Annotated in this window: 14 protein-coding genes and 1 pseudogene; 7 read left to right on the top strand and 8 right to left on the bottom strand. The window is 63.4% G+C overall.

Annotated elements, in window-relative coordinates; all coding sequences use genetic code 11:
- Window position 1 precedes the first annotated feature (1 nt).
- The 5 genes and pseudogenes from ACPJXG_RS12980 to ACPJXG_RS12960 all read left to right on the top strand — a co-directional run.
- A complete protein-coding gene (locus ACPJXG_RS12980) occupies window positions 2-1,000 on the top strand; it encodes a sensor domain-containing diguanylate cyclase (protein WP_176389804.1) in 999 nt (332 codons plus the stop codon).
- Between the two features lie 81 nt (window positions 1,001-1,081).
- Window positions 1,082-1,369, top strand: coding sequence for a type II toxin-antitoxin system Phd/YefM family antitoxin (locus ACPJXG_RS12975; protein ID WP_099377240.1), 288 nt, complete (start codon window positions 1,082-1,084; stop codon window positions 1,367-1,369).
- Between the two features lies 1 nt (window position 1,370).
- On the top strand, window positions 1,371-1,703 hold the full coding sequence (locus ACPJXG_RS12970) for a type II toxin-antitoxin system RelE/ParE family toxin (protein WP_176389805.1): 333 nt from the start codon (window positions 1,371-1,373) through the stop codon (window positions 1,701-1,703).
- Between the two features lie 76 nt (window positions 1,704-1,779).
- Window positions 1,780-4,656: a M16 family metallopeptidase gene (locus tag ACPJXG_RS12965; protein WP_425254494.1), complete on the top strand. Its 2,877-nt coding sequence runs from the start codon at window positions 1,780-1,782 to the stop codon at window positions 4,654-4,656.
- Between the two features lie 185 nt (window positions 4,657-4,841).
- Window positions 4,842-7,061 (top strand): annotated as a pseudogene (locus ACPJXG_RS12960) (M28 family metallopeptidase); the annotation flags it as partial.
- Window positions 7,062-7,194: 133 nt separating this feature from the next.
- Here ACPJXG_RS12960 and ACPJXG_RS12955 read toward each other — a convergent pair.
- Both ACPJXG_RS12955 and ACPJXG_RS12950 read right to left on the bottom strand, forming a co-directional pair.
- A complete protein-coding gene (locus ACPJXG_RS12955) occupies window positions 7,195-7,449 on the bottom strand; it encodes a hypothetical protein (RefSeq protein ID WP_035819202.1) in 255 nt (84 codons plus the stop codon).
- A gap of 24 nt (window positions 7,450-7,473) precedes the next feature.
- Window positions 7,474-8,259, bottom strand: coding sequence for a DNA/RNA non-specific endonuclease (locus ACPJXG_RS12950; RefSeq protein ID WP_219309474.1), 786 nt, complete (start codon window positions 8,257-8,259; stop codon window positions 7,474-7,476).
- Between the two features lie 204 nt (window positions 8,260-8,463).
- Here ACPJXG_RS12950 and ACPJXG_RS12945 point away from each other — a divergent pair, with 204 nt between their 5' ends.
- A complete protein-coding gene (locus ACPJXG_RS12945) occupies window positions 8,464-8,991 on the top strand; it encodes an SRPBCC family protein (RefSeq protein WP_425254493.1) in 528 nt (175 codons plus the stop codon).
- A gap of 58 nt (window positions 8,992-9,049) precedes the next feature.
- On the opposite strand, the gene ACPJXG_RS12940 is transcribed toward ACPJXG_RS12945, so the two are convergent.
- The 6 genes from ACPJXG_RS12940 to ACPJXG_RS12915 all read right to left on the bottom strand — a co-directional run bounded on the left by ACPJXG_RS12940 (window position 9,050) and on the right by ACPJXG_RS12915 (window position 16,084).
- Window positions 9,050-10,063 (bottom strand): response regulator, encoded by a 1,014-nt coding sequence (locus ACPJXG_RS12940; protein WP_051958603.1) that lies wholly within the window; start codon window positions 10,061-10,063, stop codon window positions 9,050-9,052.
- Window positions 10,056-11,153, bottom strand: a complete 1,098-nt coding sequence (locus tag ACPJXG_RS12935; RefSeq protein ID WP_225241410.1) for a hybrid sensor histidine kinase/response regulator — start codon at window positions 11,151-11,153, stop codon at window positions 10,056-10,058. The genes ACPJXG_RS12940 and ACPJXG_RS12935 overlap by 8 nt, the downstream gene beginning before the upstream one ends.
- 1 nt (window position 11,154) lies before the next feature.
- Window positions 11,155-12,498 (bottom strand): sensor histidine kinase, encoded by a 1,344-nt coding sequence (locus tag ACPJXG_RS12930; protein WP_099402082.1) that lies wholly within the window; start codon window positions 12,496-12,498, stop codon window positions 11,155-11,157.
- Window positions 12,498-13,892 (bottom strand): class I SAM-dependent methyltransferase, encoded by a 1,395-nt coding sequence (locus tag ACPJXG_RS12925; protein ID WP_035819223.1) that lies wholly within the window; start codon window positions 13,890-13,892, stop codon window positions 12,498-12,500. Before ACPJXG_RS12925 ends, ACPJXG_RS12930 begins: the two co-directional genes overlap by 1 nt.
- 264 nt (window positions 13,893-14,156) lie before the next feature.
- Window positions 14,157-15,182, bottom strand: a complete 1,026-nt coding sequence (locus tag ACPJXG_RS12920; RefSeq protein WP_425254492.1) for an AraC family transcriptional regulator ligand-binding domain-containing protein — start codon at window positions 15,180-15,182, stop codon at window positions 14,157-14,159.
- Window positions 15,182-16,084 (bottom strand): GGDEF domain-containing protein, encoded by a 903-nt coding sequence (locus tag ACPJXG_RS12915; protein ID WP_402718375.1) that lies wholly within the window; start codon window positions 16,082-16,084, stop codon window positions 15,182-15,184. The genes ACPJXG_RS12920 and ACPJXG_RS12915 overlap by 1 nt, the downstream gene beginning before the upstream one ends.
- A gap of 306 nt (window positions 16,085-16,390) precedes the next feature.
- Here ACPJXG_RS12915 and ACPJXG_RS12910 point away from each other — a divergent pair, with 306 nt between their 5' ends.
- A complete protein-coding gene (locus ACPJXG_RS12910; RefSeq protein ID WP_425254491.1) occupies window positions 16,391-18,928 on the top strand; it encodes a TonB-dependent receptor in 2,538 nt (845 codons plus the stop codon).
- Window positions 18,929-18,934: the final 6 nt, after the last annotated feature.

The following is an 18,934-nucleotide window of genomic DNA, read 5'->3' as shown; positions in this document are numbered from 1 at the left end:
CATGCCGGATAGCCATGCACAGGCCAGCGCTGCGCCCTGCGATGCAGCCCAGGGTTTCGCCGTCAAGATGATGGAATTGCTGGTCGTGCCCACCTTTGTCCTCGACATGCATGGCCAGGTGATGATCTGGAACCGCGCCTGCGAGCAGCTGACGGGCGTGCCGGCGGCCGAAGTGCTGCGCACGCGCGAGCCGGGCCGCTGCTTCTACAACGACGAGCGCCCCACCCTGGCCGACCTGCTGCTGGCCGGGCGCGGCGGCGACATGCGCGCGCTGCATGCACAGCAGCAATACCGCAGCAGCACGGGCAGCAATCTGTGCGCGGAAAACTGGTGCGACATGCCGCGCACGGGACGGCGGCGCTACCTGGCCGTCGATGCCAGCCCCATCTATGGCAATCACGGCGAACTGATCGCGGTCGTCGAAACCCTGCGCGACATGACGGATGAAAAACGCGCGCATGTCGAACTGGAGCGCCTGGCCACGCGCGACGGCCTGACGGGCCTGGCCAACCGGCGCTGCTTCGACGACACCATCCTGGCCGAGTGGCAGCGCGCCCAGCGGCAAGGCCAGCCCCTGTCGCTGCTGATGGTCGATGTCGATAATTTCAAGGAATATAACGATAACCACGGCCACCAGGGCGGCGACCTGTGCCTGCGCAAGGTGGCCGGCGCCGTGGCCAGCGAAATGCGCACGAACGACCTGGTGGCCCGCTACGGCGGCGAGGAATTTGCCGTCATCCTGCCGAACCAGTCGCTCAAGGGCGCGGCCATCGTTGCCGAACGCATCCGCCAGCGCGTGGAGCGGCTGCAGCTGCCGCGCAAGCGCGCCGATGGCGCCAGTGCCAGTGCCTGCGTCACCGTCAGCATCGGCGCCGCCACGGCCCTGCCCGGCCCCGGCACGGAACTGGGGCAATTGATACACACGGCCGATTGCGCCCTGTACCGCGCCAAGCACCTGGGCCGCAACCGCATCAGCCTGCCGGAAACGACGCTGACGTAAGCAGCAAATACGCGTCCAAGTAACACGACCAAATTTGGTGTATATTTGGTCGTGTCGCAGTTTATCTCATTCGGAGCCGCCATGAATCTCAAGGAACGCATCAAGCCGATCTCCTATCTCAAGGCCAATACGACGGAAATCGTCAACAGCTTTGACGCTGGCCAGGATGAGCCCATCATCATCACGCAAAATGGCGAGGCGAAGATGGTCGTGCTGTCCATGCACGCCTACCAGGAAGGCAAGCGGCAAGCGCGGCAGATGCAGGAACAGCATGCGTTCATGAAATTGATCGCCATGGGCAACCAGGAAATCGCGCGCGGCGACGTGGTGTCCGAAGAAGACTTCCTGTCCAGCCTAGATCAGGCTTGAGATGGCGCGCATCGTCGTGCTGAACAGCGCGCAAGCCGATTTCAATGCGCTGCGCAGCGACTTCAAGGCGCGCCACACGGCCGCCGCCCAGGCGCAGCTCAGCGCCGCTTTCCGGCAATTATTCGCTGATCTGAAAGCCTTTCCCGACAGCGACACGCCCGTCGAGGCCGCCCGCGAAGTCGGCATGGATGTGCGGCAACGCCTGTGCGAGGAGATCCGCGTGATCTACCACCACGACCGTGCGCACGGCATCGTGTATATCCGCATGTTCCTGCCCACCCGGCGCGATTTTCTCAGCCATCTCACGACACGCATCCTGCGGCCCGACTTTTAGCCCCTATGCAGGGCGGCGTGAATATTCTATGCTGCGGCGTTGCACTTTCCACATTCCAAGAAAAGAAGGAGCCCCCGTGTCAAGAATCATGCCCGTTTTATTACCCGCTTTCGCCCTGGCCCTGTCGGCCATGGCCGCGTCGAACCTGGGCGCCGCGCCCGTCAAGCCGGCCGCCGCCCACAGCGCTGCCGCCAGCAAGACCGATCTGCTGCCATTCAAGGCCACGGAAAAGACCCTGGCCAATGGATTAAAAATTATCATCGTGCCGACCGGCTTCCCCAACCTGGTCTCGCTGCAAATTCCCGTGCAGACGGGTTCGCGCGATGAAGTCGAGCCGGGCAAGTCCGGCTTTGCCCACTTTTTCGAGCACATGATGTTCCGCGGCACCAAGGCCTATCCGCCCGAAAAATACCAGGAAGTCATCACCCGCGCCGGTGCGCGCCAGAACGCGTACACGAGCGACGACCTGACGAATTACCACACGACGTTTGCCAAGCAAGACCTGGAAACCGTGCTGAAGGTGGAGGCGGACCGCTTCCAGCACCTCGACTATGCGGAAGACGCGTTCAAGACGGAATCGCGGGCCGTGCTGGGCGAATACAACAAGAACAGCGCCAATCCCGTCTCGAAACTGTTCGAAGTGATGCGCGACAGCGCTTACACGACGCACACCTACAAGCACACGACGATGGGTTTTATTCAGGACATCGAAGACATGCCGAACCAGTACGCGTACTCGAAGATCTTCTTCGACCGCTGGTACCGTCCCGAGCGCACCACCATCATCATCGCCGGCGACGTGGAGCCGCAGCAAGCCATCGCGCTGGTGGAGAAATACTGGAGCGCCTGGCAGCGTGGCAAGCAGCAGGCGGCCGTGCCCGTGGAACCCGCGCCACGCGGCCCCGTCTACAAGCACGTGGCCTGGCCCACGCCGACCCTGCCGTGGGTAGCCGTGGGCTTCCATGCGCCCGCGTTTTCCGTGAAGGACAAGGACCAGGCCGCGCTGGCAACGTTGCTGTCGCTGTCGTTCGGCCGCACCTCGCCGCTATATAAACGCCTGGTGCAAAACGAGCAAAAGGTCGACCAGTTGTTCGACATGACGCCGGACCGGGTCGACCCGACCCTGGCCGTGCTGGGCGCGCGCGTGAAAAACATCGATGACGCCGTCTACGTGCGCGACGCCATCCTGAAAACCGTGGCGCAGCTGCGCGACACGCCAGTGAGCGAAAAAGACCTGGCGGACGCCAAGTCGGCCGAAAAATACGGCTTGATCCGCTCGCTCGACAACACGGAGCAAATCGCCGGCACCCTGGCGTCGTTCGTGCATTTCGACCGCTCGTACGCCACCATCAACCAGTACTACCGCCTGATCGATACGCTCACGCCAGCCGACCTGCAGGCGGCCGCGCGCAAATACCTGACGGACGAGGGCCTGGTGGTGACGACCCTGTCGCACCAGCCGATGGCGGCCGCCATCGCCACCACGCCTAAACTGGCCAGCCTGCTGCCGGCCGTCTCGACCGCGAAGTTCGACGTGCTCGTGCAAAAATCCGCGCTGCCGCAGATCCGCTACAAGCTGCTGTTCGCGGCCGGTTCCGCGCAAGATCCGCAAGGCAAGGAAGGCCTGGCCGCGCTGACGGCGTCCATGGTGGCGTCCGGTGGTTCGTCCGAACGCAAGATCGACGAAGTCAACCAGGCCCTGTTCCCGCTGGCCGGCAGTTTCAGCCAGCAGACGGACAAGGAAATGACGACGTTTACGGGCTCCATCCACCGGGATAACTGGTCGCAGTTCAACGCCATCGCCCTGCCGCTGCTGCTCTCGCCGGGTTTCCGCGAAGACGACTTCCGCCGCCTGAAGGATGCGCAAAAGAATGCATTGCTGCTGGACCTGAAGGACAATAACGAAGAGGAATTCGCCAAGGAACGCCTGCAAACCAATGTGTATGCGGGCACACCGTACGGCCACCCTGTGCTGGGCACGCTTGCCGGCATCGACGCCATCACCCTGGACGACGTGAAACAGTTCTGGAAAAGCGCGTATGCGCAAGGCGCCGTCAAGGTGGGCATTTCCGGCGACGTCTCCGACGCCATGACGGCGTCGCTGAAGCAGGCGCTGGCAAGCTTGCCGGCCGGCTCCGGCTTGCCGGCCACGGTGAAACCCGCGGGCCGCAAGGCAAACGGCCTGGAAGTGGAGATCATCGAGAAAAACACGCGTGCGACGGCCATCTCCTTCGGCCTGCCGCTCGACGTGACGCGCACGCACCCGGACTTCCCCGCCCTGTGGCTGGCGAAGACGTGGCTGGGCGAGCACCGCGCCTCGAATTCCTATCTGTACCAGCGCATCCGTGAGCTGCGCGGCATGAACTATGGCGATTACGCATACATCGAGGCCTTCCCGCGCGGCATGTATCAGTTCTTCCCGAACCCGAACCTGGGCCGCAAGGCGCAGCTGTTCGAAATCTGGATCCGCCCCGTGGCGCCGGACAACGCCCACTTCGCGCTGCGCGTGGCCCTGACGGAACTGGGCAAGCTCATCGACAACGGCTTGACGCAGGATGACTTCGCCACCACGCGCGACTACCTGATGAAGAACGTCTTCGTCATGACGTCGACGCAGGACCAGCAACTCGGATATGCGCTCGATTCGCAATGGTATGGCACGCCGGAATTTACCAAGCTGATGCGTGACGGCTTGTCGAAGCTGACGGTACAAGACGTCAACCGCGCCATCAAGCAGCATCTGTCGGCAAAAAACCTGTCCGTGGTGATCGTCGCCAAGGATGGGGCCGGCTTGAAGGAAAAGCTCGTCAGCGACGCGTTTTCTCCCATCAAGTACGACGGCAACAAGCCGCAGGCCCTGCTTGATGAAGACAAGGTCATCGGCGCGATGAAGCTGAACATCCAGCCGTCAGCCGTCACCGTGACACCGGCGGCGCAGGCCTTCGCCAAGTAAGTTTGTGCCAGATCAACCTCGTCCGACGCAGCTTGCCGGATGAGGTTGATCTATTCTTCGGCACGGCCAAACCCGCCTTCAGTCCGCCAATCCCGGCCTTGGTCGGAAAGTAGCATCTTGGCAATCTGGTTATCCGCATACTGTTTTTCGACTCTTCCCGAGCGAAAACCACGACAAGGATATCCATGCACCTGTTCCCTCCCCGCCTTTACGCCACCTGCGTCCTCGCCGTTGCCGCCCTGCCGGGCGCCCTGTACGCCCAGGCTCCCTCCCTCGCCGGACAGTGGCAATTCCAGACGGCGACGGGCACGACCACGACGAATGGCGTCGAGGCCGACCTGATCGACACGGGCATACTCGACATTAGCGAAGAGCCAGGCGGCTTGCGCGCGACGATCGCGTGGCTCGACGAACGGGGCCAGCTTACGCCGCCGCGCACGGTGCATGGCACGGCCGGCCCCGCCGGCACCATCTTCCGGCACGGCGGCAAGCGCGTCAGCACTGGGCGCAACGGCAAGGAGGTCAGCACCGAGGTGACGATACGCTGGACCTTGCAAGCCAAGGGCGACGTGCTGAGCGGCGAACGCCTGGTCGAAACCGATGAGAACGAACCCAAGCCCGTGAGCGGCACGCGGCTGCAGGAACGCTATGTGCCGCCGGCGCTGCTGGCCGCGCCGCCCGTGGCCAATGGCGGCGCGCGCGGTCCTTCCACGCCGGCCGAGCGCGTGCGCGTGCTGCGGATGGCAACACAGGCGCAGCGCGATCCCCTGGCCGTGCAACGGCGCGACGGCGCCTGGCTAACAGAATGGATCGAGGCAATTCCCGACTTCACGCTACCGGCCAGTGCGCTGGAAAGCTGGCTCTCCATCGCCAGCCAGGCGACTATCCGCGAAACGCTGGTGTTTCAATACCTGGCCAGCGTGATGGCTTTCCAGATCGAACACCCGGAGCAGGCCGGGCAGCAAGACGCCAGCGACCTGGCGGGGATGCAGGGCGTCCTGGGCGCCTATGAAACACTGCTGCGCCAGGATAAGCGGCGCCGTTCCGCCAAGCTGGATGCGGCGCTGGCGGCGCGCCAGCAAGACAGGCTGCCCGCCTTCCTGGCCGCGCTGTCCGGCAGGGATGCCGTCATCCAGCCTGCATCATCGCCATCGGACGACGCCACGGCGCGCCGGATTGTGGCGCTGGGCACCAGCGAGCCGCGCGCGATGGAGTGGCTCGACATCCTCAGCAACCGCTTTGGCGGCCGCATGGCCGGCAGCGATGCCTACACGCATGCGGCGCAATGGGCACGCATGCAACTGCGGCAATGGGGCGTGCAAGCCGAGCTGGAAGAAGCGGGCCAGATGCCCGTCGGCTTCAACCGCGGTCCCTGGTCGGGCAGGATGCTGGCGCCCCAGGCGCAGCCCCTGCGCCTGGCGACACCCGCCTACACGGCCGGCACGCGTGGCGTGCAGCAGGGACTGGCCATCGTGGGTCCGTCTACCGTGGAAGAGGCGCGCCAGCGCGCCGCGCAATTCAAGGGCAAATGGGTGCTGACGGGCGGCGAAAACGGTGGCGGCGGGCGCGATGGCAGCACCATCCACAAGCCCAGGGCCATCACGCAAGTGCTGATGGCCGCTGGCGCCCTCGGCACCATCCAGTCCGGCGAGGAACCGCTGTATGCCGCCAGCGCCGCGCCCGCCACCTGGGCGGCCCTGCCGACTTTGCCCGACATCAAGCTGGCCGCGCCACAGTACACGGACATGCGCCAGCGACTGGCGCGCGGCGAAGCCGTCACCCTGGAGTTTGACATCCGCAACTGGTTCTATCCTGGCCCTGTGACGTATCACAACGTCGTCGCCCGCATTCCCGGCACGGACAAGCCCGAGGAAATCGTGCTGATCGGCGCCCACCTCGACAGCTACGATGGCGGCACGGGTGCGGCCGACAATGGCGGCGGCGTGTCCACCATGCTCGAAGCGATGCGCCTGCTGGCGTTATCGGAAGCGAAGCCGCGCCGCACCATCATGTTTGTCGCCTTCGGCGCGGAGGAAATCGGCCGCAAGGGATCGTTCGCGTTCGCCGAGCGGCATGCGGGTGAATTGAAGAATATCGTCATGATGCTCAACCGCGACGGCCGGCCCGGCGCCATCGACGGCATCACGATTCCCACGGCCTGGCAACCCGTGTTTGGCCGGGTCGAACGGGCGCTGCAAGACGTCCACCCCGTGTTCGGCTTCGCCGCCAGCATCAATGACGTGCCGCGCGATGCCAGCAAGGCAATGAACGCGCGGGCCGGCAGCGACGACGCCGTCTTCAGCCTGCATGGCGTGCCGACGCCGAAATTTACCGTGCTCGGCGATTTCGACTATGCGCGCGTGCATCACACGCTGCTCGACACGTATGACAAGGTGCAGCCTTTCAGCGCGGCGCAGCAATACTCGGCCATCGCCATCGCCCTGAGCGCGTATGCAGTGGCGAACGCGCCGGAAGAGATCAGCAGGAAAGGGCTATTATCGCGCCGCCAAAGCGGCACAGTAGACCTTCCCGCCAGCGTCACTCGAAGGGATTGGCCACCGACGTCACCTCGGGCGGCGGCAGCTGGTCGGGCAATTCCTGCTTTTCCAGCTGCGCCACCACGTCGGCCAGCAGTTTTTGCAGCTGTTTCGCCAGAGCCAGGCCCGGCTTGTCCAGGGTCAGGTCGATGTCGCCGCTGATGCTGATGCGGTCGATGCGGTTTTCGATGCTCAGGTTGCCAATCTCCAGCACATCGCTTTCATTGGCATACGGGACGAATTTCTTTGCGCACATGGTATTTCCTTTTCGACGGTCTTGTTATTTCCTGGACTTGCTATTGATCTTGGGCAAACTCAGCATGCGCAGTTTTTGCTGGCGCGTCAGCGACGGTAACAGATCGATGCCTATCCTGTCTTCCAGTTGCGCAATGCTCAGCACCTCATACGTCTTGGTATCGACGTTTTCTATGAAATAGGCGGCGCCAGCGCGCTGGCGCGGGCTGTACACGGCCTTGTACAAATGGCTGGGCACGATGACTCTTCCCACCTTGCGCAGGTTGCCGCCAATAAAAGCCGGCCCCGTGATCACGTACAGATCGCCCTCTTTCTTCGCCATCTTGCGCACGGCGCCCTCGATGCCGGCCCATACGTAGCGGTTGTTGCGCGCATCCTGCGGCACCATGTTGGCCAGGGTAAAGCTGTCGCGCTGGCTCTGGCGATCCGGCATGTCGCCGTTGGGCGCCATGTGGCCACGGTCGAAACCGCTGCGCGCATAGTCGGCCAGTTCCGCACGCTGGGCGGCGGGCAGCTTGCGTTCGGCATGGAAGGAATTTTCGCGCGACAAATCCTGCGCCGCTTCGAGGTTGTTCGCCGTCAAGTGCTCAGCCGACCACAGCGGCGTGCGCGTAATCCCCGAGTGCATCACGCCAAACACGTTGTAACACAGTTCCTTGGTTGCGACGTCCAGCTTGGGGTTGGTGATTTCCGGCTTGCGGCCATCGACGTAATGGGCGGGACAGGCATCGGCATGCGCCAGGTTCGCGGCAAAGGCGGACGCCAGCAAGCCGCACGCCAGAGTCAGCCTGGCGATCGATCGTTGAATCATATTTCCCTCTGAAATCTTTGCAGGCCAGCATTCTAGCGGACGCGGGCGCCCTACCACAATCCTGCCGTGCGCCCCTGTGCAAGGCCGCATGCGGCCCTGCCACGCGCTGGCGCAAATAAAGGCCAACAGGCCGCGCACAGCCATTCATATCTGCTAAGATTGCCTTGATTCGTTCGCATCGACCATTCAAGATTTGGAGAGCATATGATCAAAAAAACCCTGCTGCTGATCGTTGTCGTCGTCGCCGCCATCCTCGGCTATGCCACGACCAAACCCGACACCTTCAGTGTCCAGCGCGAAATCACCATCAAGGCACCGCCCGAGAAAATCGCCGCCCTGATCACGGACTTCCATTACTGGGCCGCCTGGTCGCCGTGGGAAAAGCTCGATCCGGCCATGCGCCGCACGTTTACGGGTCCGGCCAACGGCCTGGGCGCGCAATATGCCTGGACGGGCAATGACAAGGTGGGCGCCGGCCGCATGGAAATCACGGAAGCGGCCCAGCCCGAACGCACCGTCATCAAGCTCGACTTCCTGAAACCATTCGAAAGCCACAACACCACCACCTTTACCATGACACCAGAAGGCGACAGCACCAGGGTGAACTGGACCATGACAGGCCCCAGCCCTTACGTCAGCAAGGTCATGACGGTCTTCGTCAGCATGGATACCATGATCGGCAAGGACTTTGAAAAAGGCTTGAACAGCCTGAAGGCGGCGTCGGAGCGCTAAGCCCGCTCACCGCCACGAGAAACAGGGCCCGCGCGGCCCTGTTTTACTTGACACCCGGTCAGAACTGCTCGATCCAGGCCGCCAGGTGGTCCGGCGTGAGTGCCGGTTCAGCCTGCACCATCTTGCCTTGCAAGCCCAGTTCCGTCTTGCTCAGCTGCAAGGACCAGCCGCGCCGCGCCAGCCACAGCAAGGTAGCCAGCCAGAACGAGTGCAGGGCCGAGACAGGCGCCGTGGTCGGCGTTTCCAGGAATTCCGTCAACAGCCGTCCATCGAGAAACAGCGCCGTGCCGCCCTGGTTTTGCAGGGCAGCGCCCACCACGGGCAGCAGCATGTCGATCACATGCTCCACGCCGCGCCCCGGATGCTCGCGCTCGAGCGTGTCGAGCTGCTGGCGCACGGCGGCGGCAAACGCCGTGCCGCGGAAGGCTTCCGAGCTGACCAGGTCGGCATAATCCATCAACAGCCAGTCCGGCTCGGGCGGCGTGACCCCGGCCGTCAGGGCCGCCGACAAATACGCTTCCACCGGCAACTGCTGCTCCGGACCGGCCAGGCTGGCGCACAGGGCGTACAGGGTGCCGATGCGGTTGGCGACGGCTTGGCGCTGGCGCACCATCAGCTTTTCGCGCAGCAACTGGGCGTGTTCGTTGCGCAAGCGCGCCAGTTCCAGTGCCTGCTTGAGTTCCATGCGCAGGGCCGCGATATCCCACGGCTTCTGGATGTAGCGGTGGATCTGTCCCTGGTTGACGGCTTCCACCGTGTGCTCCAGCTCGGAATATGCGGTGGTCAAAATGCGCACGATGTGCGGATGGCGGTCCCAGCAATACGACAGCAATTCGTTGCCGTAGGCACCGGGCATGCGCTGGTCCGACACCAGCACGGCGATGCGGTCGGCTTGCTCGTCGAGGATGCGCTTGCCCTCCTCGACCGAGGTGGCCGTCAGCACGTCGGCCAGCGGCGCGATGGCGCGCTGGAAATATTTGAGGGCGTTGGCCTCGTCATCGACATAGAGTATCGTCGGCAAGCCTTGCGCCGACTCACGCTGAGCCGGCAAACGCAGATTGGCGTCAATCATGCTCGTTCCTTATATGTACTGGAAAATTCAGGGTTACCGTGGTGGAAGTGCCAAACTCGGTGGCGATATCGAGGTTGCCGCCGAACGACTGCATCATGCGGTGGCAAAACACCATGCCCCAGCCCTTGCCTTCGCCGCCGCTGGCACTGACGGGGTCGATCAACAGCTGTTCGACGATCTCGGGGGCAATGCCGGCGCCGTTGTCGCGCACCGTGATGCGGCCGGCGTCGATGCGGATGCCGATCGCCGGATGGGCTTGCTCGCCGGCCGAACGCAAGGCATTTGCCAGCACGGACGATAAAATCAGAGCGACGCAATTGGGCGACTCGGCGATGGAGAAATCGTCGCCTACGTCGACCGTGATGGCGGCGCGCTGTGCCGCGCTCAAGGGATAGCTGTCGAGCAAGGCGTCCAGCAACTGGCGCGCGCTGCCGGCGCGGCGGCCACCCTGCATGCCGGGCCCGGCGCTGGCCAGGCGCACCGTGTCGATAAAGCTGGCCAGCACGGACAGGCAATAACGCGCATTGTCGTGCATCAAGGCGGCCGCTTCGCCGATCTCGGCCTGCGGTGCGGCATCCGCCTGCGCGCGGCGCGCGATGCCGCGCGCAAAATTGGCGATGGCCGCCAGCGGCGTGTTCAATTCATGCGCAAGAAAAGCCAGCGATTCTTCCATCGCCACCAGGCCCTGGCGGCGCGCGGCGCGCTCGCGTCCCGTCTGCACCGCCAGTTCCAGCGCCGTTTGCATGGCGGCCAGGTCGAGCGGCTTTTCCAGCAGGCGGAACAAAGAGCCGCCGTTGATCAGTTCAAGCAGGACGTCCTTGTCCGCATACGCGGTCACCAGCATGCAGACGATGTGCGGATAGCGCTGCGCCACTTCCTGCAGCAGCTCGCTGCCCAGGCGGTCCGGCATGCGGTAATCGGTGACGAGCACGTCGATCTGGCCAGCCTCGTCTTGCAGCAGAGCGAGCGCCGCATCGACGCTCTGCGCCGTCAGCACCCGGTAGCGGGGACCGACGGCGCGCTCGAAATACTTGCAGGCAAGCGCTTCGTCGTCCACGTACAGCACGCTGGCGCGGCTATCGCTGTCCATGCTAGCGGCCCTCCCAATCGGAGCGCTGCAGGTCGAAATTCATGCTGGCCCACACCCCAAGCTCGCTTTCGGCGCTGAGGGTGCCGCCGTGGCGCTCGATCACGCCATAGCTGATGCTCAGGCCCAGGCCCAGGCCCTGCCCCACTTCGCGCGTGGTAAAGAACGGTTCGAACACGCGCGCCAGGTTTTCCGGCGCTATGCCGGGGCCGTTGTCGCGCACGCTGATGCGCAGGCGATTGTCGTCCCAGTGGGCCGTGATGCGGATCTCGAATGGCGGCGCATTGCCCTTGCGCATGGACAGCACGGCATTGCCCAGCAAGTTGATCAGCACGCCCACGATGGCCGCCTCATCGCCGCGCACCAGGGTGTCGACCGGCAAGTCGTGGCTGATGCTGACATTTTTCGTTTCATGTCCGACCAGGCGGATGGCCGCGTCGAGCGCGCTGCGAAACTGGAAGTGTCCCGTCTCGAGCTGGTTGCCGCTCTTGCGGTAGGCAAAGGTTTTCAGGTCGGACACGATGTGCTGCACGCGCAGCATGCCTTGCTTGGCGTCGGCCAGGCATTCGCTGACCAGCGCGCTTTGCTTGGCGGCCGGGTCTTCGATGGCCACCTCGATGGCCATCATGCAGAAATTCACGGGATTATTGACTTCATGCAGCATGCCGGCGGCCAGGGTGCCGATGGCGGCCATTTTCTCCTGCTGCAGCATCTGCCCCTTGATATCGGCCAGGCTCTTATTCGTTTCTTCCAGCTGCGTATTCTTTTGCGCCACTTCTGCCTTCAGCTGGAACAGCATGAAGCGGGCGCGCTCATTGAAATACGTAAATACGGCGCTGATGCTGGCCGACATGATGAGGAACAGGCAGTTGACGACAAACGTGCCGGCCAGGTCGAAGCCGCCCGCATGCCAGGCGCAGGCGGCCACGTACAGCAGGCAGGAAATGGCGCCGAAGACCATGTTTTGCCACAGCCCGAAAGCCAGCACGATGCCCGAGGAATAGATGGCCAGGGTCATGCCCACATAATAGATCGAGGTGGCGCCTTCCGTGACGGCGATCATCCAGGCGATCATGATTTGCGGCAGGATCAGCCAGACAAAGGTCAGGCCCTGGATGCGGTCTTGCGCCCAGCGCGTGCGCATGGCCAGCACGACGCAAAAAATCAGCACGGACACAAGAATGCGCGCGCTGGTGAATGCCGACTGCTTGTCCGGATACAAGGCAGAATCGAGGCCCATGCCCAGCAGGATCAGCACGATGCCCGTATAGGCCCCGCCACGGCTGAATTCCAGGCGGAAGTCGCGCAAAACGGCCGTGTAGCCAGCGTGCAGGCCTGGAGTGTCCATCAAGGAATGCTCACTTCCGCGAACACATTCACGCCCGTGGGATCGACATAGATCAGCGGATCCGTCGCGTGCTCGGGCAGCAAGGCTGACAGCCCCTCTTCATTGCGATAGATCAAATGCCACTCGAGCAAATGCTCCATGCCGAACTTGCCCGGATTGTTCGCGTGCACGTTGGTGACGAGCAAACGTCCGCCCGGCCCCACGCGCGAGGCGAAGTGCATCAGCAGGCGCGCACAGACCTTGTCGGACAGGTAGTCGAACAGGCCGGCGCAATACACGGCGTCGAAACTGCCGGGCAAGCCCGTGACGCCCGAGCCATGGCGGCGCTTGAGCAGGTTGTGCACGGAGTCGTGCACGTAATCGATCTCGACCACTCTTCCCGTGCGCTGCATGATGGTGGTCAGGCGCGCGCGCGTCCAGTCCAGGGTCTCGCTGCTGAAGTCGACCAGCTCGAAGGCCAGCCATTGCGCGTCCGGACAGGTTTCCAGGAAACGCTGCACTTCAATGGCCGGGCCGCAGCCCACGTTGAGCACTTTATACACACGCCCTGCCGCACGCGCCGCGGCCGCCTTTTGCGACAGGAATTCCGTCAGGATATCGATGCGGTTGCGGTGCGCCGTGGCCACGGCCGCCTGCAAGAAGGCCGCATTGACGATCTGAAAATAGGTGCTCGGCCCTTGCCGTGGATCGTCGAGCAGCTGGTTGACCATCTGGTAGTCGCCCGCATAGCCGAGCGGTTTGGTAAACGTGCGGAAGACGAACGGTGCGCGCAGGATCAAGGGGTGCAGCGCGGCTTGGGCGAAGGCGCGGTGGGCCGGCGCCCGCTCTTCCTCGACGAGCGACGCTTCCACCTCGAGCTGGCGCAGGTACAGCTGCGTCTGCTCCATCAGCGGCAGGGCCAGTTCATCGAAGATGTCGGGGCGCAGGCGGCCGTTTTCCTTCGGCAGCGAATCGGACAAGTCGACCTGCTCGACCCAGCGCGACACTTCCGACAAAAAAGCGCGCATTTCGTTGACAACGATCTGGTAATCGCGGCGGATGCGGAAGCGTTCGCCCCAGCCGGCGACAAAGGCGCTGGACTCTTTCAATACGGCGCCCTTGACGACGACCACGTCGCTCAGCTCGCGCCACTCGTCGATCAAGGTCACGGAAACGATGGCGGTCAGGCCCGTGTTGACGCTGCTGATGACGACGGCCTTGCCCACGTAGGCGTTTTTCGCCCCCATGCGCACCGTCACGTCATTGAGCACCTCGCTGACCTGCACAATCGAGTATGGATTGTAGATTTCCATGACCAGCGAATTGCGCTGCAAGTTGAAAATCGTGCCGCGCACCGCCTCACCCTGGGTGTTGCGGAAACTGACGACTGGATCGATCTGCGATTGTGAATACACGATTGAGCATTATCAAGTTGCCCGGTTCCCGGCGCACCACACTGGTGACACCAGATTCCAGGCTGGGTTAAGGCACGGCACACCGGTCGTTTGCCGCCGGCACCGCCATCAAAATGGCGGTATTGCGGCGTCGCGTGACGCCGTGCCGGAGCGCCTCAAAGCGCGTCTGTTCGCTCTCTGATCGAGTGTACTATGGATGTAGCAGAACGAGCAATTGTTCCCTCAGGAACGACTGTCCGTGGCGCTGGCGCGCAACGCCTTCGATCATCCAGCGACGAACAAGGCCAGCGCGTGACGCAGCAACTGCGGCGTTTGCCCTGTCCAGCGCTTGAACGAGCGGCGGAAGTTGGTGGCATCATGAAAGCCAAGGTAGGCGGCCACGGCATCGTTGTCGTAACCATGCGCCTGGAACAGATAAATCGCCTTGTGCGCGCGCACCTGGTCCAGTTCGGCCTGGAAATGCGTGCCATGGCGCGCCAGGTGGCGCTTCAAGGTGGCGGGACTGACGCCGAACTCCTGCGCCGTGCGCTCCAGGGTCGGCGCGCAGCGGATGTTCGCCAGCAGATAGTCGTACAGCGCGCCGAGCAGGCTGGCGGCGGGCACGGGTGCCAGCGCCGCCGCGCGCAAGGCCAGCGCGGCCGCCGTCGCATTGCCGCGCGGCCAGGGCTTGTCGAGCCAGCTGGTATCGATGAGCATGGCGTCGACCTGGCAATCGAAACGCAGCGCCTGGCCCAGGTGCACTTCGTGCTGCTCCACGTGACGGGGGCGCGCGCGGTTGAAGCAGAAGCGCCACGGCAGGGACTCTCCCGCCAGCCAGCGGCACATGGCAGCCAGCGCCGTCATGTGCATTTCCACCAGAAAAGGCAGCTGGCTCGGCGCGCCGAACGCATCGACCCAGTACAGCACGTGCATGTCGCCCGCTTCGCGCAAGCGCGGTTGCAGCAGCGGACACAGCAAGGTATGAAAGTCGCACAGGATGCTGAGCGCCTGGCGCAGATTCTGCGCCTGCAGCAAGGCGTGGCTGGCCGCGCCGTAATGTCCGGGCAGCATTTGCTGGCCCAGCATGAAGCTGGTGTCGGCACTGTCCAGGCCGCGCGCCACGTTGGCCAGCAATTGCAGGTATTGCGCGGCGCTGACCTGGCTTTCCGCGGACGGCAGCGCGCCGCCGTCGAGACCCGTACCCTTGAGCAGCGGCGCCACAGCCAGCTCGCGGCTGCGCGCGTAATCGAGCACCAGCGCCGGCTGGTGGTGGGCCGCGATGCTGGGATCGCCCTGCTGGTTCAGCGGCATCAGGCAGGCGCGGCGGCACTGATCCCGGCACCGGAGCGTGGCGTTTCCACGGCCCGGCTCAGCTCGGCCAGCACCACTTCCGGCACACCATCGGTGAGCGAGCAGGCATGCCGCAGGCTCAGGCGGATTTCACGGTTGTCGTTGGCGTGGTGGCGCATCTGCCCCACCATGGCGCACAGGTGGCGCGCCTTCACGGCCGCATCCTCGCGCGATACGCCGGGCATCAGCACGGCAAAGCGGTCGCCCGCATAGCGGCACAGCAAATCGTCATTGCGCAAGTTCAGCAGCAGCATGTGGCCCACGGCTTGCAGCACGCGGTCGCCTTCGCGGTGGCCGTATTCACGGTTAATCAAATGAAAGCTGTCGATGTCGAGCAAGACCAGCGCGCAATCGAGGCCGGGCCGGCGCTCCTGCTCCAGGCGCATCTGCGTGCGCAGATAGCTGGCGTCGGCCAGCTGCGTGATGCGGTCGAAGGCGCGGTGGTCGCGGAACAGGCGCTCGCGCTTTTGCAGGTGCTCGTTCAGACGAAACTGTTCCTGGCGCCAGTAATACATGCCGATCGTCAGCACCAGCATGCCAAACGGAATCAAGGCTTCGAGCCAGTTATCCCACACGGCGCTCTTATCGACGGCAAAGAATTCATCGAGGCAATCGGCCCAGGAGCCCAGCATGATGGCGCACAGGCCGCCCGCGATCAAACTCGTCACCAGTCCGCGCGGACGGCTGCTGAGGGTAAACAAAAACCAGATGCCCGCCATGACGGCCGTGCCGCCTTCACAGACGATATCCATCCACTTCCAGATGGCAACCGGTTTAGGGTGCCCCAGTGTGGCGTACAGGAACAAGAACAAGGGCAAGGCCAGTGCGGCGGCAATCAGGCTGTTACGGTGCAATGGCAGCATGTGGGGAAACCTTTAAAAGTGGTGCTGTCGCCACGATAGCGCCCGCCCATGACGGCACGATGACATGCCCCACGCCCGTGCGGCAGGTGCAAACGGCTCAGCATTACCTTGGGCGCTCATGCAAATACGGCATGCCATTGCCCATGCGCCCTGCGGCGGCAGGTCATTTCAGCTCACCATGTTCCATTTCTGGCCGCAAAGCGTTCACAGGCCGTTGTTTTCAGGCTGACAATCCCTTGGCTGTCACGCAACCGTCATATTTGCTGCCTAGAATCCGCCCGGTTCCCTCCCCTAACCGAGCTCTTCATGAAAACCATGCACACATCGTTCCCCTCCCCGCTGCGCCTGACGGCCGTGGCCATCGGCATCATGGCCGTCTTCAGCGGTCAAAGCCATGCGCAAGCGCAAGGTGAGGACGGCCAGCCGGCCGCCACCGTGGTCGTCAGCGGCCAGCGCGCCAGCCTGCGCAACGCCATCGCCGCGCAAGAGAAAGCCGACAACATCATCAGCGTCATCAGCAGCGACGATATCGGCGGCTTGCCGGACAAAAACGCGGCCGAAGCGCTGGCCCGCTTGCCCGGCGTATCCGTGCAGCGCGACCAGGGCGAAGGCCGCTACATCACGGTGCGCGGCCTGGGGCCGGACTTGAACGCCGTCACCATCAACGGCGCCCTCGTGCCGTCGCCCGAAGCGGGCCGCCGCGCCGTGGCGCTCGACATCCTGCCGGCCGGCCTGATCCGCACGCTGGAAGTCTCGAAAACCTTGCTGCCGGAAATGGACGCCAACTCGCTGGGCGCCACGGTCGAAGTCAAATCGCTGTCCGCCTTCGACTTGCCGGGCAAGCTGCTGTCGGCCAACGTGGGCGCCAGCTACGATGAAAAGACGGGCAAGACCAGCCCCAGCGGCGGCGCCCTGTGGGCCCAGCGCTTCCTCGACGGCAAGCTGGGCGTGGCAGCCGGCCTGAGCGCGGAAAAGCGCTCGTTCGGCTCCGACGACGTGGAAACGGGCGGCGCCTGGAGCAAGGGGAAATTGTCCGGCCTGGAATTGCGCGACTACCTGCCCGTGCGCAAGCGCGGCGCCCTGGCCGTCAATCTCGATTACCGTCCCGAAGCGGGCAACAGCTGGTTCCTGCGCTCTTTTGTGAGCGAATTTTCCGACAATGAAGTGCGCGACCGCCTGACCATCAGCAATATCGCGGGCGGCAGCCTGGCCGAAGACCAGACGGCCAGCGCGCGCGCCGAGCGCCGCATCCGCCAGCGCAAATACACGCAGCAAGTGCGCTCGCTGGTCCTGGGCACGCAGCAGAAATCGGGCGACTGGACGCTGGACGTGAAAGGCGGCATGAGCCGCGCCACGGAGGACACGCCGGAATCCCTGAACGACGGCCGTTTCCGCGGCCTCAGCAACTTTAACGGCATCAGCTTCACGGATACGCAGGAGCCGAAATTGAGCGGCCCCGCCGCGCTGTACGACCCGGCCAATTACGCGCTGAACGCCATCACCCTGCAAAAGCGCTACTCGAAAGACAATGAACACCATGCGCGCATCGACCTGGCGCGCAAGTTCGACATCGCCACGCTGAAATTCGGCGCCAAAGTCAGCCGCCGCGAAAAAACCAATGACACGGATCAATGGGCGTATAACAGCAGCAAGGCCACGAGCGGCAATTACTGGGGCACCGGTTCCACGTCGATGAGCAATTTCGTGCAGGGCCATACCCTCGACTACGACCTGGGCAACATCGGCGTGGCGCTCGACCCCACGCTGATCCGCGCCAGAGTGGCCGGACTGGACCGCACCAAGGCGCGCCTGGCCACGGAATCCATCATCAATGACTACCGCATGCATGAAGACATCAACGCCATGTATGTGCAAAACAGCTACGACTTCGACGCCTGGCACATCCTCGGCGGCGTGCGCGCCGAGCGTACAAGCTTTGAAGCGGCCGGTTCGCAAGTGGACAGCGCCGGCGTCGCGACGCCATTGACGCGCGAACGTTCGTACACCAACTGGCTGCCAAACCTGCAAACCCGTTATGACCTGGATCAAAAGACCAGCGTGCGGGCCGCGTGGACGCAAGCCGTGGTGCGCGCCAACTTCAGCCAGCTGGCGCCGGGCATCAGCCTGGCCAGCAACACGGAAGCCGTGATCGGTAACCCGGACTTGAAACCCTTGAAAGCCAACAATCTGGACCTCGGTATCGAAAGAGTCCTGGGCAACGACGGCGTGATGTCGGCTTACGGTTTCTACAAGGACATCAAGAATTTTACCTACACGACGAACCTGGCCGGCACGGGTCAGTGGGCCAATTACACCTCGGCCACCTCGTATGCGAATGGCGACGCGGCCAAAGTGAAAGGTATCGAACTGGCCTATATGCAGCCGCTGCGCATGCTGCCGGCGCCGTTCAATAAATTCCTCGTCGGCGTGAACGGCACCCTGAGCACCTCGAGCGCGCAAATCGGCCGCTTCGACAAGGCCAGCAACAAGCAAATGAACCGCGACATCCGCCTGCCGGGCCAGTCGAACCAGGTGATGAACTTGATGCTGGGCTATGAAACAGGACCGGTGAGCGCCCGCCTGGCCCTCAACTACAAGTCGCCGTATCTGCTGGAAATGGGCAACGATATCCTCGACCAAAGCCAGGACCATATCGTCGCCAGCCAGAAGCAGCTCGATTTCTCGCTGTCCTACCAGATCAACAAGCAGTTCCAGCTGATGTTCGAGGCGGCGAATCTGAACAACGAGAAATACTATGTTTACCAGGGCACGAAGCAATTCAACGTGCAGAACGAACAATACGGCCGCACTTTCAAAGTGAGCCTGAAAGCCAGCGCCTTCTGATGATGA

The sequence above is a fragment of the Janthinobacterium sp. NFX145 genome (genome assembly GCF_049810325.1).
Lineage (GTDB): Bacteria > Pseudomonadota > Gammaproteobacteria > Burkholderiales > Burkholderiaceae_D > Janthinobacterium > Janthinobacterium rivuli.
The sequence above is the reverse complement of the archived record's forward strand: the minus strand, read 5'-3'. Positions and strand labels throughout refer to the sequence as shown.

What these genes read in the sequence shown, in the direction of transcription:
- ACPJXG_RS12980 (WP_176389804.1), top strand. Translation starts at nt 2, where the DNA reads ATGCCGGATAGCCATGCACAGGCCAGCGCTGCGCCCTGCGATGCAGCC.
- ACPJXG_RS12975 (WP_099377240.1), top strand. Translation starts at nt 1,082, where the DNA reads ATGAATCTCAAGGAACGCATCAAGCCGATCTCCTATCTCAAGGCCAAT.
- ACPJXG_RS12970 (WP_176389805.1), top strand. Translation starts at nt 1,371, where the DNA reads ATGGCGCGCATCGTCGTGCTGAACAGCGCGCAAGCCGATTTCAATGCG.
- ACPJXG_RS12955 (WP_035819202.1), bottom strand. Translation starts at nt 7,449, where the DNA reads ATGTGCGCAAAGAAATTCGTCCCGTATGCCAATGAAAGCGATGTGCTG.
- ACPJXG_RS12950 (WP_219309474.1), bottom strand. Translation starts at nt 8,259, where the DNA reads ATGATTCAACGATCGATCGCCAGGCTGACTCTGGCGTGCGGCTTGCTG.
- ACPJXG_RS12945 (WP_425254493.1), top strand. Translation starts at nt 8,464, where the DNA reads ATGATCAAAAAAACCCTGCTGCTGATCGTTGTCGTCGTCGCCGCCATC.
- ACPJXG_RS12940 (WP_051958603.1), bottom strand. Translation starts at nt 10,063, where the DNA reads ATGATTGACGCCAATCTGCGTTTGCCGGCTCAGCGTGAGTCGGCGCAA.
- ACPJXG_RS12935 (WP_225241410.1), bottom strand. Translation starts at nt 11,153, where the DNA reads ATGGACAGCGATAGCCGCGCCAGCGTGCTGTACGTGGACGACGAAGCG.
- ACPJXG_RS12930 (WP_099402082.1), bottom strand. Translation starts at nt 12,498, where the DNA reads ATGGACACTCCAGGCCTGCACGCTGGCTACACGGCCGTTTTGCGCGAC.
- ACPJXG_RS12920 (WP_425254492.1), bottom strand. Translation starts at nt 15,182, where the DNA reads ATGCCGCTGAACCAGCAGGGCGATCCCAGCATCGCGGCCCACCACCAG.
- ACPJXG_RS12915 (WP_402718375.1), bottom strand. Translation starts at nt 16,084, where the DNA reads ATGCTGCCATTGCACCGTAACAGCCTGATTGCCGCCGCACTGGCCTTG.
- ACPJXG_RS12910 (WP_425254491.1), top strand. Translation starts at nt 16,391, where the DNA reads ATGAAAACCATGCACACATCGTTCCCCTCCCCGCTGCGCCTGACGGCC.